Source organism: Pseudovibrio exalbescens DSM 16456, from assembly GCF_000422785.1.
Lineage (GTDB): Bacteria > Pseudomonadota > Alphaproteobacteria > Rhizobiales > Stappiaceae > Pseudovibrio > Pseudovibrio exalbescens.
In genome coordinates, this window is the sequence record NZ_AUGS01000002.1 from 504795 (window position 1) to 518740 (window position 13946).

Consider the following 13946-nt stretch of genomic DNA (forward strand, 5'->3'; position numbering starts at 1 on the left):
GTGGATGATATACTATTGAAAATTCAGGACCTGCGCATTGAAGGGCGTCAGGGAAAGACTTGGTTCACCATTGTGGACGGGATTAATCTTGAGCTTCGAAAAGGAGAAGTGCTTGGGTTGATCGGCGAGTCCGGAGCGGGCAAATCCACTCTTGGTCTTGCTGCTATGGGCTATAGCCGTGATGGTACCCGGATAGCCGGAGGCTCGATCAATTTTGATGGCACCGATCTTTTGAGCCTGACTGAAGCAGGCAGACGCGATCTGCGGGGCCGTCGCATCGCTTATGTGGCCCAGTCAGCCGCCGCCTGTTTCAATCCGGCGCATCGGTTGATTGATCAGTTCACTGAAGCCCCCGTGCAGATTCACGGTCTGGAAGACAAGGCGACGTCAGAAAAGCATGCGCGTGAGTTGTATGATCAGATGCATCTTCCTGACCCTGATGGCATCGGGCTGCGTTATTCGCATCAAGTCTCTGGTGGACAATTGCAGCGTGCCATGACCGCGATGGCCATGTCCTGCAAACCGGACTTGATCATCTTTGACGAGCCGACAACTGCGTTGGATGTGACAACCCAGATCGAGGTGCTCACGGCAATTCGGGAAGTAGTGCGCAAGTTCAATACGGCTGCGATCTACATTACCCATGATCTTGCGGTGGTGGCCCAGATGGCGGATCGCATCAAGGTGCTGCTGCAGGGGCAAGAGGTCGAAGAGGCGCCGACCGAAGAAATGTTGGCTGCACCGAAAGAAGACTACACCAAATCTCTTTGGGCGGTTCGCAGCTTTCGGTCCGAGCCCAAGCCAAAGCCGGGACAGGATGACGTGCCGGTGGTGCGGGTCGAGAATGTTACGGCAGAATACCGGCCCGGAGAGCCCGTGGTAAAGGATCTGTCCTTTGATATTCACCATGGGCGAACCGTGGCTGTTGTTGGTGAAAGTGGCTCCGGTAAATCCACGGCTGCAAAGGTCATGACAGGCTTGTTGCCGCCGGTTGAAGGGCGTTTGTTGCTGGACGGAAACGAGTTGCCGCCGTCGCTGGCAAACCGGACCAAGGATCATTTGCGTGAAGTGCAGATGATCTATCAGATGGCGGATACGGCACTTAATCCCAAACAAACCATCCGGCGCATCATTGGGAGGCCAATTCAGTTCTACCTCGGGCTTCAAGGCAAGCAACTGGAGGAACGCATTCGGGACCTGCTTGACGCCATCGAGCTGGAGCCTGACACTTACATCGATCGGCTGCCTTCCGAACTGTCCGGCGGACAGAAGCAGCGCATCGGCATCGCTCGAGCACTCGCGGCAGAGCCGCGTTGCATCATCTGTGACGAGGTGACCAGTGCATTGGACCAACTTGTAGCGGAGGGTATCTTGCGACTGTTGAAGCGCTTGCAGGACAAGCGGGGCCTGTCCTACATGTTCATCACCCACGACCTAGCAACCGTTCAGGCCATTGCCGATGATGTTGTCGTCATGCAAAAAGGCAGGGTTGTTGAGCAGGGACCAAAGGAAGATATGTTCCAACCACCCCACCATCCATACACCGACACCTTGTTGCGTTCGGTGCCTCAGATGGAACCGGACTGGCTTACCCGTACCCTGCAAAAACGTGAGGAGGCCTGAGGTGTCCCAGATCACCGATCCTGAGGTTCTTGCGTTTATTGAGCGCACGGAAGCTGCCTATCCAGCGGAAGCAAATCTGGCAACGGCAGAGGACAATCGGCGCGCCTACGACATCATGTGCGCCGAGTTCCGCGCCCCGCGTCCCGCCTCCGTCCGGGTGAGAGATGAGACATGCAACGGTGTCCCCATCCGGCGTTATAAGACGTCAGGTGACGTGGACAGGCCGTTTGTCTTGTATGCCCACGGTGGGGGCTTCGTTGTCGGGTCTCTGGAGAGCCATGATGATGTGTGTGCCGAAATGGCAGACAAGACAGGGTGTGAAGTGGTGGCAGTTGATTACAGGCTTGCACCGGATCATCTGCACCCCGCACAACTGGATGATGTAACGGCCGTTTGGTTGGGTCTGGTTTCGCAGGGACGAGCAGGCTTTGTCTGCGGGGATAGCGCAGGCGGCAATCTTGTGGCCGGTTTGTGTGTCAGATTGCGGCGCTTGCGGGAACCGATGCCGGTTGGTCAGATCCTGATTTATCCGGGACTTGGCGGGGATATGACTGCCGCGTCTTATTTGGAGAATTCTGAAGCCCCGCTGCTGCGCACGGAAGATTGCGTCTATTACGCCACTGTCATTACTGGCGGCGATGCCGAGGTGAGGGAAAATGATCCCGAGCTGTGCCCTTTGCAGGCAAGTTCTCTGGCAGGCCTGCCTGAAGCCTTCGTTGTTACGGCTGATGTGGATCCACTGCGTGACGACGGGGCCATTTTCGTGCGCCGTCTGTTGGCGGAGGGTGTAGCGGCTGAGTGGCGCAACGAGCCGCAATTGCCGCATGGCTATTTGCGCGCCCGTCATATGTCATCCAGAGCCCGCAACAGCTTTGACACGATTTGCGATTGGATCAAACGCAAAGCGAACTGAACCAAAGACGAAAACTCACGTGTAAGCCACGATAAAAAAGGCCCGCCCTCATATGTTGGGGCGGGCCTTTCGGTTTGTAAGAACTCAGCTTGAACCGCGGTTTTAGAAGTCCCAGTCTTCGTCTTCTGTCGCGATTGCCTTGCCGATGACGTAGGATGAACCAGACCCGGAGAAGAAGTCGTGGTTTTCATCTGCGTTCGGGGACAAGGAGGCCATGATGGCCGGATTTACCTGACAGATGTTTTCCGGGAACAGGCCTTCATAGCCCAGATTCTGCAGCGCCTTGTTGGCGTTGTAATGCAGGAAGTGCTTCACATCTTCCGTCAAGCCGATGCCGTCATAAAGGTCTTCTGTGTACTTGACCTCCAAATCATAGAGATCCAAAAGCAGGGAGAAAGCAAAATCCTTGATATCTGCCTGCTCGCTTTCGCTCAGTTGAGCGAGGCTCTTTTGGAACTTGTAGCCGATGTAGTAGCCGTGAACGGCCTCATCGCGAATGATGAGTCGGATCAAGTCAGCTGTATTGGTCAGTTTGGCGCGGCTGGACCAATGCATGGGCAGGTAAAACCCGGAGTAAAAAAGAAAGCTCTCCAGGAAAACACTGGCGATCTTTTTCTTCAACGGATGGCTTGCTGCCCGGTACTCCTTGAGGATCAAGCGGGATTTGCCCTGAAGGTGCTCGTTTTCCTCCGACCAACGGAACGCCTCATCCACTTCCGCCGTCCGGCACAAGGTGGAAAACACCGAAGAATATGAGCGCGCATGAACCGCTTCCATGAACGCGATGTTGGTAAGAACAGCTTCCTCGTGAGGTGTCAGAGCATCGGGCATCAACGTTGGAGCGCCAACCGTATTCTGGATCGTGTCCAGAAGAGTAAGGCCGGTAAACACGCGAATGGTCAGCTTCTGCTCATCCGGTGTGAGCGTGGCCCAGCTCTGGATGTCGTTGGACAGCGGCACTTTCTCGGGTAGCCAGAAGTTGGAGGTCAACCGGTTCCAGATTTCCAGATCTTTTTCATCCTGCAACCGGTTCCAGTTAACGGCGCGCGCAGCCGGTTCAATGGTGCTATGGATCGTCATTTTACGTTGTTATCCTCTCGGTTACAGGCTGCAGGCAACACAGCCCTGCACCTCGGTGCCCTCAAGTGCCATCTGGCGCAGGCGAATGTAGTAGATTGTCTTGATGCCCTTCTTCCAGGCGTAGATTTGGGCCCGGTTGATGTCGCGCGTAGTTGCCGTATCCGGGAAAAACAGCGTCAGCGACAAGCCTTGATCAACATGCTGGGTAGCGGCCGCGTAGGTGTCGATCAGCGCCTCGGGGCCGATCTCGTAAGCGTCGCGATAGTACTCAAGATTGTCATTGGTCATGTAGGGCGCTGGATAGTAAACGCGACCAATTTTGCCTTCCTTGCGGATTTCGATCTTGGAAACGATTGGGTGGATCGAGGAGGTGGAATTGTTAATGTAGCTGATGGAACCGGTCGGAGGCACTGCTTGCAGATTGCGGTTGAACAAACCGTCTCTCATGACGGCTTCCTTCAAGGCAACCCAGTCGGCCCGCCCGGGGATCGTGATGCCGAACTTTTCAAAGAGAGCTGCTGCTTGTTCGGTCTCTGGCAGCCAATCCCGATCGACGTACTTGTCGAAGAACTCACCGGAGGCGTAGGCTGAATCCTCAAAGCCTTTGAAGCTAGTTCCGCGTTCTCGTGCCAAGGCGTTTGATGCCCGCAAGCAGTGGAACAATACGGAACAGAAATAGATGTTGGTGAAGTCGAGGGCTTCCGGGCTGCCGTAGTGAATGTGCTCACGGGCAAGAAACCCGTGCAGGTTCATCTGACCCAGCCCGATTGCATGACTTTCGTCATTGCCGCGACGTACAGACGGCACGGAATCAATGGCGCTCATTTCGGAAACCGCCGTCAGTGCGCGAATGGCCGTTTCGACAGTCGCGCCAAGATCTCCGCCATCCATGGTTCGGGCGATGTTCAATGAGCCCAGATTGCACGAAATGTCTGTGCCCAGATGCTTATAGGACAGATCCTCGTTGAAAGTGCTCGCCTCGTTCACCTGCAGAATTTCGGAACACAGGTTGGACATGGTGATGCGCCCCTTTACAGGGTTCGCATGGTTCACCGTGTCTTCGAACATGATGTACGGATAGCCGCTTTCGAACTGGATTTCTGCCAGCAACTGGAAGAACTCACGTGCACGCAGCTTCTTTTTGCGAATGCGTGGATCGTCTACCATCTCGCGGTATTTCTCGGTGACCGAAATCTCGGAGAACGGCACGCCGTAGACCTTCTCGACATCGTGAGGCGAGAACAAGTACATATCCTCATTGGCCTTGGCCAAGTGGAACGTGATGTCGGGAATCACAACGCCCAACGACAATGTCTTGATGCGGATCTTCTCGTCCGCGTTCTCGCGCTTGGTATCCAGAAAGCTCAGGATATCCGGGTGATGAGCGTTCAGATACACCGCACCGGCACCTTGCCGCGCACCCAACTGGTTGGCATAGCTGAAGCTGTCTTCCAGCAGTTTCATCACTGGCACAACACCCGAAGACTGGTTCTCCACCCCCTTGATCGGGGCGCCAGCTTCACGCAGGTTCGTCAACATCAAGGCCACACCGCCGCCGCGCTTGGAGAGCTGCAGCGCCGAATTGATGGACCGTCCGATTGACTCCATGTTGTCTTCCAGCCGCAGCAAGAAACAGGAAATCAACTCGCCGCGCTGTTTCTTGCCAGCGTTCAGGAACGTTGGTGTGGCAGGCTGGAACCGGTTGGAGATGATCTCGTCCATGAGCCGCATGGCGAGTGTTTCATCTCCCTGCGCCAATGTGAGAGCAACCATCACGACGCGGTCTTCATAACGCTCGAGATACCGCTTGCCGTCGAATGTTTTCAGCGCGTAGCTGGTATAGAATTTGAAGGCGCCCAGGAACGTCGGGAACCGGAACTTGCGTGCGTAGGCTGCGCTGAACAGCTCTTTAACAAACGCCGGATCGTACTGCTCCAGAACCGGGGCTTCATAATAGTTTTCGCGCACCAGATAGGAGAGCTTTTCCTCCAGCGAATGGAAGAAAACCGTGTTCTGGTTCACGTGGTCCAGAAAATACTGCCGCGCGGCCCGTCGGTCCGCGTCAAACTGGATGCGACCTTCACTGTCGTAAAGGTTCAGCATGGCATTCAGGGCGTGATAATCTAGGCCTTCTGAAGCCTGTGGTTTGTCGAGTGTTGATGTTGCCAAAACAGTTCTAGTCCCTTGCGAACCCGTTCAATATCGTTGTTCGTGCCTGCCAGCTCGAACTTGTAAAGACAGGGGCACTGACACTTTGCTGCGATCACGGCCCCCGCATGAGCAAAGTAAATGCCGAAATTTCTATTCCCGGACGCAATCACGCCCTTCAGTTGGGCGCGGTTGGATTCCTGATTCAGGAAGCGGATCACCTGCTTGTGCACGGCCCCTCGTCCCTCGCCGTCAGCATAGGTAGGGGTCACCAGCACAAACGGGCCTGGTGCGGCAGGCATGGGCTCTGAAGCCCGCGCCGGAATGCGCACCGCTGGCAAACCCAGCCGTTCCATGAACCGGTGTGTGTTCCCCGACGGGCTGGAAAAGTAGACCAGTGCGCTCAATGTCTCAGGCCAATCCGCCGATCTTGTCGGGACGGAAACCTGCCCAATGCTGGTCACCCGCTACAACTACGGGCACCTGGCGGTAGCCCAGTTCCTCGACGGTGGCGAGTGCATCCTCGTTTTGTGTCAGATCTATCACGTCGTAGGACAGGCCTGCACTGTCGAGTGCGCGTGTGGTCGCCGTGCACTGAACGCAGGCTGGTTTTGAATATACAGTGATGCTCATGTTTCTAATCCCCAAGATAGGGGGAAGGGCGTGCACGACCACGGGGCCGAGCATATGCTGGCCACCGGAACTCACGCACACGGACCCTCCGCCCGATGTCGTCATATGTCGCCTCGGCAGGTCTCCTGACTTCCAACTCGAGCATTGCTGCGCCGCCTTCCCGTAGTGAAACGCACGACAGTGGCAATTTGGGCAGCAACTTGCCGGTAACAGTTGCGGGGGCAGTGCTGGAGTTACACCAGCTTCCCTCTTAGCTCGACTCGCGAGAACCAAAGACACTGCATATTGTGGTCATTGCGGCGTTGCAGTCAATATGTGGACCGGGAGTTCCCACATGCCTATTTTGTGGAATTCTAAACTGGGGTGAGCGCAGCCTATGGACGTCGGCAGTAAACTTTGAACGCGTTTCCGCCGTCACGGGGGCAGGGTCAGTTTCTTTTTCCGTCTCTGCCCTGCAGACTTCTGCGGGTTTCTTGCGCCAGCTTCCGAATCTGTCTGTTCGGAATGCCACTCATTTGCATAGCGGCCCGCTGCTTGAGCCCGTTTTCTGACTGCGTGAAAGGGTTACCAAGTCCGGCTTGATGCAGATCAGTGCATGGCTGCCATCTGCATCCGGCATAAGCCGGTGGTCTGGACAGCCCCTGATCTAAGAAAAGGTAAGAGCAGATTCGACACTCAAAGGGCAAGCTGGTTTGCCTGTTCTCCCCAAACTAGCTCGTGCCTCGCGCCCGCCCGGGAGTGGGTATGGGCTGGGATGAGTCGGTCCAGAACAAATTGGGACGCGGAAGCTGGCTTTATCTTGTGTTGGAACTGGGCGGTTCTCAGTTAACAACAGTCCATGCAAGACAAATTGCATTGTTGGACCGTAGATTTGGTCCTGAAGTAAAGCGGTCAGCGTGTCCGCTGCATTTCAATGAAAGGAGGGGGCGCATCAGATCGGTGAAAGTCTCACGAGAGTTTCCAGTTCTGCAATTTGCGCTGGCTCTGGAATGCGCGGGCCGATTTCTCCTAGGGCTCCAATGGAAAAGGCAATTGCTGTGCGTGACATTTCCTCCAGCGACTTGCCTTCAACGTGCCCATGCACAACGCCAGCGACCATGGCGTCGCCAGCACCAACCGTTGTCACGATTTTGGGTGCCTCGGCAAGGGCGTGATAGGCGCCCTCCTTGGTGCAGAAAACGGCGCCTTGGTGGCCCATTGAAACAACAACCATGCTTATGCCGTCCTCCACTAGGGTACGTGCAGCATCTGCCACGTCTTCTGGCGAAGCCAGTGGAGCCAGGAGATATTCACGCAGCTCCTGTACGTTGGGTTTGATGACGTCTGGTTTGGCGGCAATTGCTTCCTTCAAGGGGCCGCCACTGGTGTCAACCACGGTCTTGCAGCCTGTCATGCGCGCCCATTTGATGAATCTGAGGTAACTGTCATCGGACAGGCCGAGAGGTAGGCTTCCGGACAAGATGAGCCAATCCAGCCCATCGATGGCAGCCATCATCAACGCCCGCTCGACAGCTTCCAAATCGTGTGCCGAGGTCTGCGCCCCTGGGAAGTTCAAGTCTGTGATGCGGTTTGTCGGCGGATCAATGATCTTGATGTTGGTACGCGTAGCGCCCTTGATGCGCGTAAAAGCATCTTCAATACCAACACGCTGAAAGTGCTGCGTGAACATGGCTTCGTTATCTTCCCCCAGCAAACCGAGGCCTACCACTGGATGGCCGAAACGAGCCAGAAACGAGGCAACGTTTATGCCCTTCCCGCCGGCGTCGGACTGAGTGGATGTGGCCCGGTTGACTGAGTCGAGCGAAAAGCCCGGCGCGACCACGGTCTGGTCGATGGCTGGATTGAGGGTCAAACTGGCAATACGTTGAACTGCACTCATGGGGCTTTTCCTTGGAAACTGCGCTTTAGGACTATTCTACGATGCTCCCTGAGGTTTTCACCTGCGGAGCTTTGCGGACATGCTGGGCCAAGACTGAGGGCCTTTGCGGGTATGTTTACCTCACCTGCAATCCTGACTACGTTAATGCCTTGGGGCGCGGTACGCTGGCGCCAGCCAATGCGGAAGCGGAGTGTCCTCATGCAACGTTTATTTCTGATTATGCTGATCTGTTTATGCCCGTTTTTATCCTCCGGCGCGAGCGCGGAGGCGGGTCGCGAGATGCCACCAAGCCTGAAGAACAGCGAGCGGTGGCTGGTTGTAGCAGCGCGAGAAGACAAGCAGGAAGCCATCCAAATGGCTCGAGAAGTCAGCTATTTCCTGCCGCAAACCTTTGTTGTTCATGCGAAAAATGGCTGGTTCGCGATTGTTGCAGGCCCTGTGGAACTAACCTCCATGGAAGCTGTACGGGAAAAGGAGTATGCCTCCGCCTTGCCGGATGATGCCTATCTGTCGAAGGGTGCCAATTATCAAGAGGTGGTCTGGTCTTCACCGCGCATTGTGCGCGTTGATCTGGACGATAGCACGTCGGTCGAGGCACAACTTGAATCGCTGGTGGTAGAAGCAGTGCGTCAGGATGCCGAGGGTGCGCCCAGCACAGGCGAGGACTATGTGCAAACCCGTTTGGAAATAACTCTGAGGGATGTGAACGGCACCCTCCTGCAGACCCTGCCCACGCCCCTGGATTCCTACGCTTCCTTTGGTAACTCTCTGGAACTTGTGCGCATTTCGCCGGAAACGCCTTATCCGCAGGTCCTAATCCGCCGATTTACCGGGGGCGCTCATTGCTGCTTCCAGACCTCAATCCTGACCTCGGCAGATGGGAACAGCTGGGATTTGGTGGAGGCCGGGAATTTTGATGCCGGGGCCGACTACCGGCTGGTCGACCTGAACTTTGATGGCACCCTGGAGCTGCTGACCATCGACCAGACATTTCTCTATTTGTTCGCCCCATATGCTGCGAGTTTCGCGCCGCCGGAAGTGCATGAACTGGTCGGATCAAAGATTGTCAATGTCAGTGCACAAGCCGATTATCGTGCCGAGTTTGTCAATGAACTGAGAGACTTGGAGGGCATCGCCGAAGAAAGCCCAGACCTTTGGGAGATGAACGGATTTCTGGCGGCATGGGGGGCAATCAAAACCCGCTTGGGGGATTTTGTTCCCGCCTTGGCCAAGATCACACAGCGCCATGGTCCAGCCCATGACTTTGGCGTCCGTGTGTGCCCCGATGGCAGAAATATTGACAAGTGCAGCTATGAAGAGGCGGTGCTTCTGCCCTTCCCCGCAGGGTTCACGCTGCATTTGGTTGAGCAAGGTTATCTGACTGGCGATCCCTATCGCACCGCACAGTAGCTCAAGAAAAACGCGGCTTCAGAGGAAGCCGCGTTTCTATTTATTTTTTGTGTCAGTACCTTAACCGCGCAGAACGCCGCCTGTCGCCTTTTCGACCGCTTTCACGATCTTTGCGGAGACGGCTTCGATATCCTCATCTGTCAGCGTTTTCTTCGTTGGCTGCAACATGACGTCAATCGCCAACGAGCGCTGGCCTTCCGGCACGCCTTGCCCCTCGTAGATATCGAAGAGGTTGACGTCCACGATCAGGGCCTTGTCAGCCCCCCGCGCGGCGCGCATCAACTTTTCAACCGGAACATCCTTGTCGACAACAAAAGCGTAGTCACGGCGTACGGGCATAAGATCGGGAGCGACAAACGCACCCTTGGATTTGGTGGGCTTTTTCTTTGGCTGCGGAGCGGCGTCCACGAACATTTCAAAAGCCACCAAAGGCCCTTCAATATCAAGGTCTTCCAGTGTCTGCGGGTGGATCTCGCCGAAATACGCCAGCGTGTTCTTTGGTCCCATTTTCAGCGCGCCGGAACGGCCCGGATGGTAATAGGAGGGGGCATCGGTGAACACCATCAGCTTGTCCGGCGCAACGCCAATCGCTGTCAGAGCAGCCTCTGCATCCGCCTTGGCATCGAACACGTGAACCGCATCGGAGTTACCAGACCAATGCCGTCCCGCTCCGTCAAACGAGGCTGTGCCCCGACGTATGCCGGCAACCATAACCTTTTGATCTTGCTCACCATCTCCAAAGAAGACCTGGCCTACTTCGAACAATGCGACATCCGGGAAGCCACGGTCCGCGTTGCGCTGGGCGGCGGCGAGCAGGCCCGGCAGCAGCGATGGCCGCATGTCGGACATGTCCGAGGAGATGGGATTAGCCAGCTTCAGCTCCGCTTGGCCACCACCGAAAATTTCCGCGTGCGCAGCGGGGATAAACGACCACGTGACGGCCTCATCCATGCCGCGGGCAGCCAGCGCGCGGCGGGCATGGGCACGCCGAACCTGACTGGTTGTCAGCACTTTTTGTGAAACAGGTTCCATGCGCGGTAGCGTGGTGGAAGGCACCTTGTCCACGCCAACCATGCGCATAACTTCTTCCACGAGATCAGACTTGCCATGCACATCTGGCCGCCAGGTGGGGGGAGCAACTTTTACCACATCGCTGTTTCCGGTTACCCAGAAACCGAGCATGGTCAGAACAGCCTTGATTTCCGCGTGGGACAAGTCCAGTCCGGCAAGGCGTTTCACCTCGGAATAAGGGAAGTCGATGACCCGGTGCGACTGCGGGATTTCCCCGGTCAGTTTGGCTTCACTGGGCTGGCCGCCGCAGAAGTCAATCGCCAATTTCGTCGCCAAATCAAGGCCTTCCATTGTGTAGGCCGGGTCTACACCGCGTTCGAAGCGGTAGCGAGCATCGGTAGATATTCCCAGTTTGCGGCCGGTGCGCGCAATGGTCAGAGGGTTCCAGAGCGCCGCTTCGATGATCACGTTGGTGGTGTTTTCATCGCAGCCACTCACTTCGCCGCCCATGATGCCGCCCAGAGATTCCACACCGTTGTCATCTGCAATGACAACGTCGGTTTCATCTACCTGGTAGGTCTTACCGTCAAGGCCGATAAGTTCCTCGCCCTTCTTGCCGTAACGCACCACCAGATCGCCAGAAACCTTATCCGCATCAAACACATGCAGGGGCCGACCCTGGTCGAAGGTGAGGTAATTCGTGATGTCCACGAGGGCATTGATTGGACGCAGGCCAATGGCAATCAGCCGCTTTTGCAGCCATTTCGGGGACGGGCCATTCTTTACACCGCGCACGACCCGATAGCCGAATGCCGGACAATCTTCAATGTTGTTACCCAGTTCAATGCGCACGCTCACATTTGCGTCCGCGGACGCGTTCAAATGCGTTTTTTGCGGATTTTTGAGCGCGCCGAGCCCGGATGCAGCCAGATCCCGTGCAATGCCATAGACGCCGGCGCAATCGGGACGGTTGGGGGTCAAGCCGATCTCGATAACCGGGTCGTCGAGGCCGGCATATTCCACATAGCGTACGCCGACGGGAGCATCCTCCGGCAAGTCGATAATACCGTCGTGCTCGTCGGAAAGCTCCAACTCGCGTTCGGAGGCCATCATGCCGAAGCTCTCCACATCGCGAATCTTGCCAACAGACAGCGTAACATCAAGGCCCGGCACATAATCGCCCGGCTTGGCAAAAACGCCGCGAAGGCCGGCACGTGCGTTAGGCGCCCCGCAAACCACCTGCACGGGTTCCCCGTCACCGGTGTCCACTTTCAGAACCCGCAAACGGTCCGCATTTGGGTGCTGCTCGGCTTCCAGAACGCGAGCGATACGGAAGGTGCCCAAGCGGTCTGCCGGGTTGGTGACTTCCTCAACTTCCAGACCAATCATGGTCAGCCGCTCAAGGATCTCTTCAAGGCTAGCGTCGGTCTCAAGATGGTCCTTGAGCCAGGAAAGAGTGAATTTCATGTCTCTTCTCTTTAATAGCGTGCGATCAGGACCGCGGGGTTATCGGGAAAGGCCGGCCATCAGGCTGGGCACATCGAGCGGGCGGAAGCCATAGTGTTTCAGCCAGCGCACATCGGCGTCAAAGAAGGCCCGCAGATCAGCCATGCCGTACTTGAGCATGGCCAGACGGTCGATGCCCATTCCCCACGCAAAGCCCTGATAAACATCAGGATCCAAGCCGCAGTTGCGCAGAACATTCGGGTGAACCATGCCGCAACCCAGAATTTCCATCCAGTCGTCGCCTTCGCCGATCTTCACTTCAGCGCCAGAGCGGTCGCACTTCACGTCCACTTCCATGGACGGCTCGGTGAACGGGAAGAAGCTGGGACGGAAGCGCAGTTCCACATTGTCCACTTCGAAGAAGGCTTTCAGGAACTCTTCCAGTGTGCCCTTCAGGTGCCCGATGTGGGTGGTCTTGTCGATCACAAGGCCTTCCATCTGGTGGAACATGGGCGTATGGGTCTGGTCGCTGTCGCAGCGATAGGTGCGCCCCGGAATGACAATGCGCAGCGGCGGTTCCTGCGTGCGCATGGTGCGAATCTGAACCGGAGAGGTGTGGGTGCGCAGCAACAGGCGCTCGCCATTTTCCTTCTCGTTAAAGAAGAAGGTATCATGCATCTCACGGGCCGGGTGGCCTTCCGGGAAGTTCAGTGCTGTGAAGTTCAGCTCATCGGTTTCAATATCCGGACCTTCGGCAACGGAAAAGCCCATATCGGCAAAGATGGCGCAGAGTTCTTCCGTCACCTGAGAGACAGGGTGAATGTGCCCCGTTTCAGCCGGAGCAGGGCGCAGCGGCTGGGTCACATCAATGGTTTCGCTGGCAAGGCGCGCCTCAAGCGCTTCTTTTTTCAAGACTTCCTTGCGTGCAGCAATGGCATCGGCCACGCGGGTCTTGAGCCCGTTCAGGGCCGGACCCATTTCCTTGCGCTCTTCCGGTGACATTTTACCAAGGGTCTTCATCTTTTCAGAGACAGACCCCTTCTTGCCAAGGGTCGCAACGCGCACGTCTTCCAGTGCAGCCTCGGTTGCTGCCGCTTCAATGGCGGCGGTGATCTCGGCTTCGAGAGTTTGAAGGTCGGACATAATCCCTCAAAGGTTTGCAGCTTCGCCCCGCAGGGCGCTCAATTAATGAAATTCGTCGGAGTGTGTTTTAACAGAAATGCCAGCGCTTTCCAGTGCTACGCCTTCAGCTTTTGCCAGTTTTTGCCGCAGCCCTTGGTTTCCGTCGCCCCCGGGGAGCGAAAGGAAAAGACCCGCGTAGTGCGCGCCATGACTGACCAACCGGGGCAGGGCGCCAGATCCGCGCTTGGCGGAGTGGCATCAGGCCGGCAACCGCTCTCGGCTTCAGGCGAATGGCCGATCAGTCAAATGGTTGGAGACTTCAAGGGAGCTGGATAAGCAAAAGGCATTCCTGCGGCGCGGTGGGCAGACTTAGTGCCTCAGCCACGCCCGTCGGTAAATCGCCCACACGCCGGCCCGTCGTGAATACGCAAGCGCAGATCATCTGTTGTGCGGGCAGGGGGCATTCGTCAAGCCTTTGGTGGTTAAGCGTGAGGCGAACCTATCAGAGCTTCAGGCGCAGGGGCAAGATGTTTTGTGGTTTCTGGATCGAGGGCCGGGATTGACGGATGGAAAAGGGTACGTCTTTCTGGATCCCGGATGTGCGCTTCGCTTCTCCGGGATGACGTTGGGAGTGTGGGGCAAGGTCGAGTTTTCAACCTCTGGTGTCATCCCGCGCTTGAC

General features: G+C 56.5%; 11 protein-coding genes and 1 riboswitch. Of the genes, 4 read left to right on the plus strand and 7 right to left on the minus strand.

The features are described 5' to 3' along the window. Both G512_RS0104875 and G512_RS0104880 read left to right on the plus strand, forming a co-directional pair. The gene (locus tag G512_RS0104875; protein ID WP_028480744.1) at positions 1-1623 is read left to right on the plus strand and encodes an ABC transporter ATP-binding protein; all 1623 of its coding nucleotides are present in this window, start codon (positions 1-3) and stop codon (positions 1621-1623) included. A 1-nt stretch (position 1624) separates the two neighbouring features. Then, the gene (locus G512_RS0104880) at positions 1625-2536 is read left to right on the plus strand and encodes an alpha/beta hydrolase (RefSeq protein ID WP_036488486.1); all 912 of its coding nucleotides are present in this window, start codon (positions 1625-1627) and stop codon (positions 2534-2536) included. Positions 2537-2638: 102 nt separating this feature from the next. On the opposite strand, the gene nrdF is transcribed toward G512_RS0104880, so the two are convergent. The 5 genes from nrdF to pfkB all read right to left on the minus strand — a co-directional run bounded on the left by nrdF (position 2639) and on the right by pfkB (position 8276). Further along, positions 2639-3616, minus strand: a complete 978-nt coding sequence (gene nrdF, locus G512_RS0104885; RefSeq protein WP_028480746.1) for a class 1b ribonucleoside-diphosphate reductase subunit beta — start codon at positions 3614-3616, stop codon at positions 2639-2641. A gap of 21 nt (positions 3617-3637) precedes the next feature. Next, positions 3638-5785 (minus strand): class 1b ribonucleoside-diphosphate reductase subunit alpha, encoded by a 2148-nt coding sequence (nrdE, locus tag G512_RS0104890; RefSeq protein ID WP_028480747.1) that lies wholly within the window; start codon positions 5783-5785, stop codon positions 3638-3640. Next, the gene (gene nrdI, locus G512_RS0104895; RefSeq protein WP_028480748.1) at positions 5740-6171 is read right to left on the minus strand and encodes a class Ib ribonucleoside-diphosphate reductase assembly flavoprotein NrdI; all 432 of its coding nucleotides are present in this window, start codon (positions 6169-6171) and stop codon (positions 5740-5742) included. Before nrdI ends, nrdE begins: the two co-directional genes overlap by 46 nt. 4 nt (positions 6172-6175) lie before the next feature. Continuing rightward, positions 6176-6397 (minus strand): glutaredoxin-like protein NrdH, encoded by a 222-nt coding sequence (gene nrdH, locus G512_RS0104900; RefSeq protein ID WP_028480749.1) that lies wholly within the window; start codon positions 6395-6397, stop codon positions 6176-6178. 98 nt (positions 6398-6495) lie between these two features. Further along, positions 6496-6686: riboswitch (cobalamin riboswitch) on the minus strand. Positions 6687-7328: 642 nt separating this feature from the next. Next, a complete protein-coding gene (gene pfkB, locus G512_RS0104905; RefSeq protein ID WP_028480750.1) occupies positions 7329-8276 on the minus strand; it encodes a 1-phosphofructokinase in 948 nt (315 codons plus the stop codon). Positions 8277-8474: 198 nt separating this feature from the next. Between pfkB and G512_RS0104910 the strand changes: the two genes are divergently transcribed. Beyond that, positions 8475-9686, plus strand: a complete 1212-nt coding sequence (locus tag G512_RS0104910) for a hypothetical protein (RefSeq protein WP_143181370.1) — start codon at positions 8475-8477, stop codon at positions 9684-9686. A gap of 60 nt (positions 9687-9746) precedes the next feature. Here the strand turns inward: G512_RS0104910 and pheT are convergent, their stop codons facing one another. Together pheT and pheS are read right to left on the minus strand one after the other, a co-directional pair. Beyond that, complete coding sequence (pheT, locus tag G512_RS0104915) at positions 9747-12164, minus strand: phenylalanine--tRNA ligase subunit beta (protein ID WP_028480752.1); 2418 nt, start codon at positions 12162-12164, stop codon at positions 9747-9749. A gap of 39 nt (positions 12165-12203) precedes the next feature. Beyond that, complete coding sequence (gene pheS, locus G512_RS0104920) at positions 12204-13286, minus strand: phenylalanine--tRNA ligase subunit alpha (RefSeq protein WP_028480753.1); 1083 nt, start codon at positions 13284-13286, stop codon at positions 12204-12206. A 457-nt stretch (positions 13287-13743) separates the two neighbouring features. On the opposite strand from pheS, the gene G512_RS22750 reads away from it, so the two are divergent. Further along, a partial coding sequence (locus G512_RS22750; protein ID WP_028480755.1) for a hypothetical protein occupies positions 13744-13946 on the plus strand: 203 nt, incomplete at its 3' end.

Excerpts from the sequence above, each read along its gene's own strand:
- nrdH (WP_028480749.1), bottom strand. The coding sequence starts at position 6,397 with ATGAGCATCACTGTATATTCAAAACCAGCCTGCGTTCAGTGCACGGCG.
- nrdF (WP_028480746.1), bottom strand. The coding sequence starts at position 3,616 with ATGACGATCCATAGCACCATTGAACCGGCTGCGCGCGCCGTTAACTGG.
- G512_RS0104910 (WP_143181370.1), top strand. The coding sequence starts at position 8,475 with ATGCAACGTTTATTTCTGATTATGCTGATCTGTTTATGCCCGTTTTTA.
- pheT (WP_028480752.1), bottom strand. The coding sequence starts at position 12,164 with ATGAAATTCACTCTTTCCTGGCTCAAGGACCATCTTGAGACCGACGCT.
- pheS (WP_028480753.1), bottom strand. The coding sequence starts at position 13,286 with ATGTCCGACCTTCAAACTCTCGAAGCCGAGATCACCGCCGCCATTGAA.
- pfkB (WP_028480750.1), bottom strand. The coding sequence starts at position 8,276 with ATGAGTGCAGTTCAACGTATTGCCAGTTTGACCCTCAATCCAGCCATC.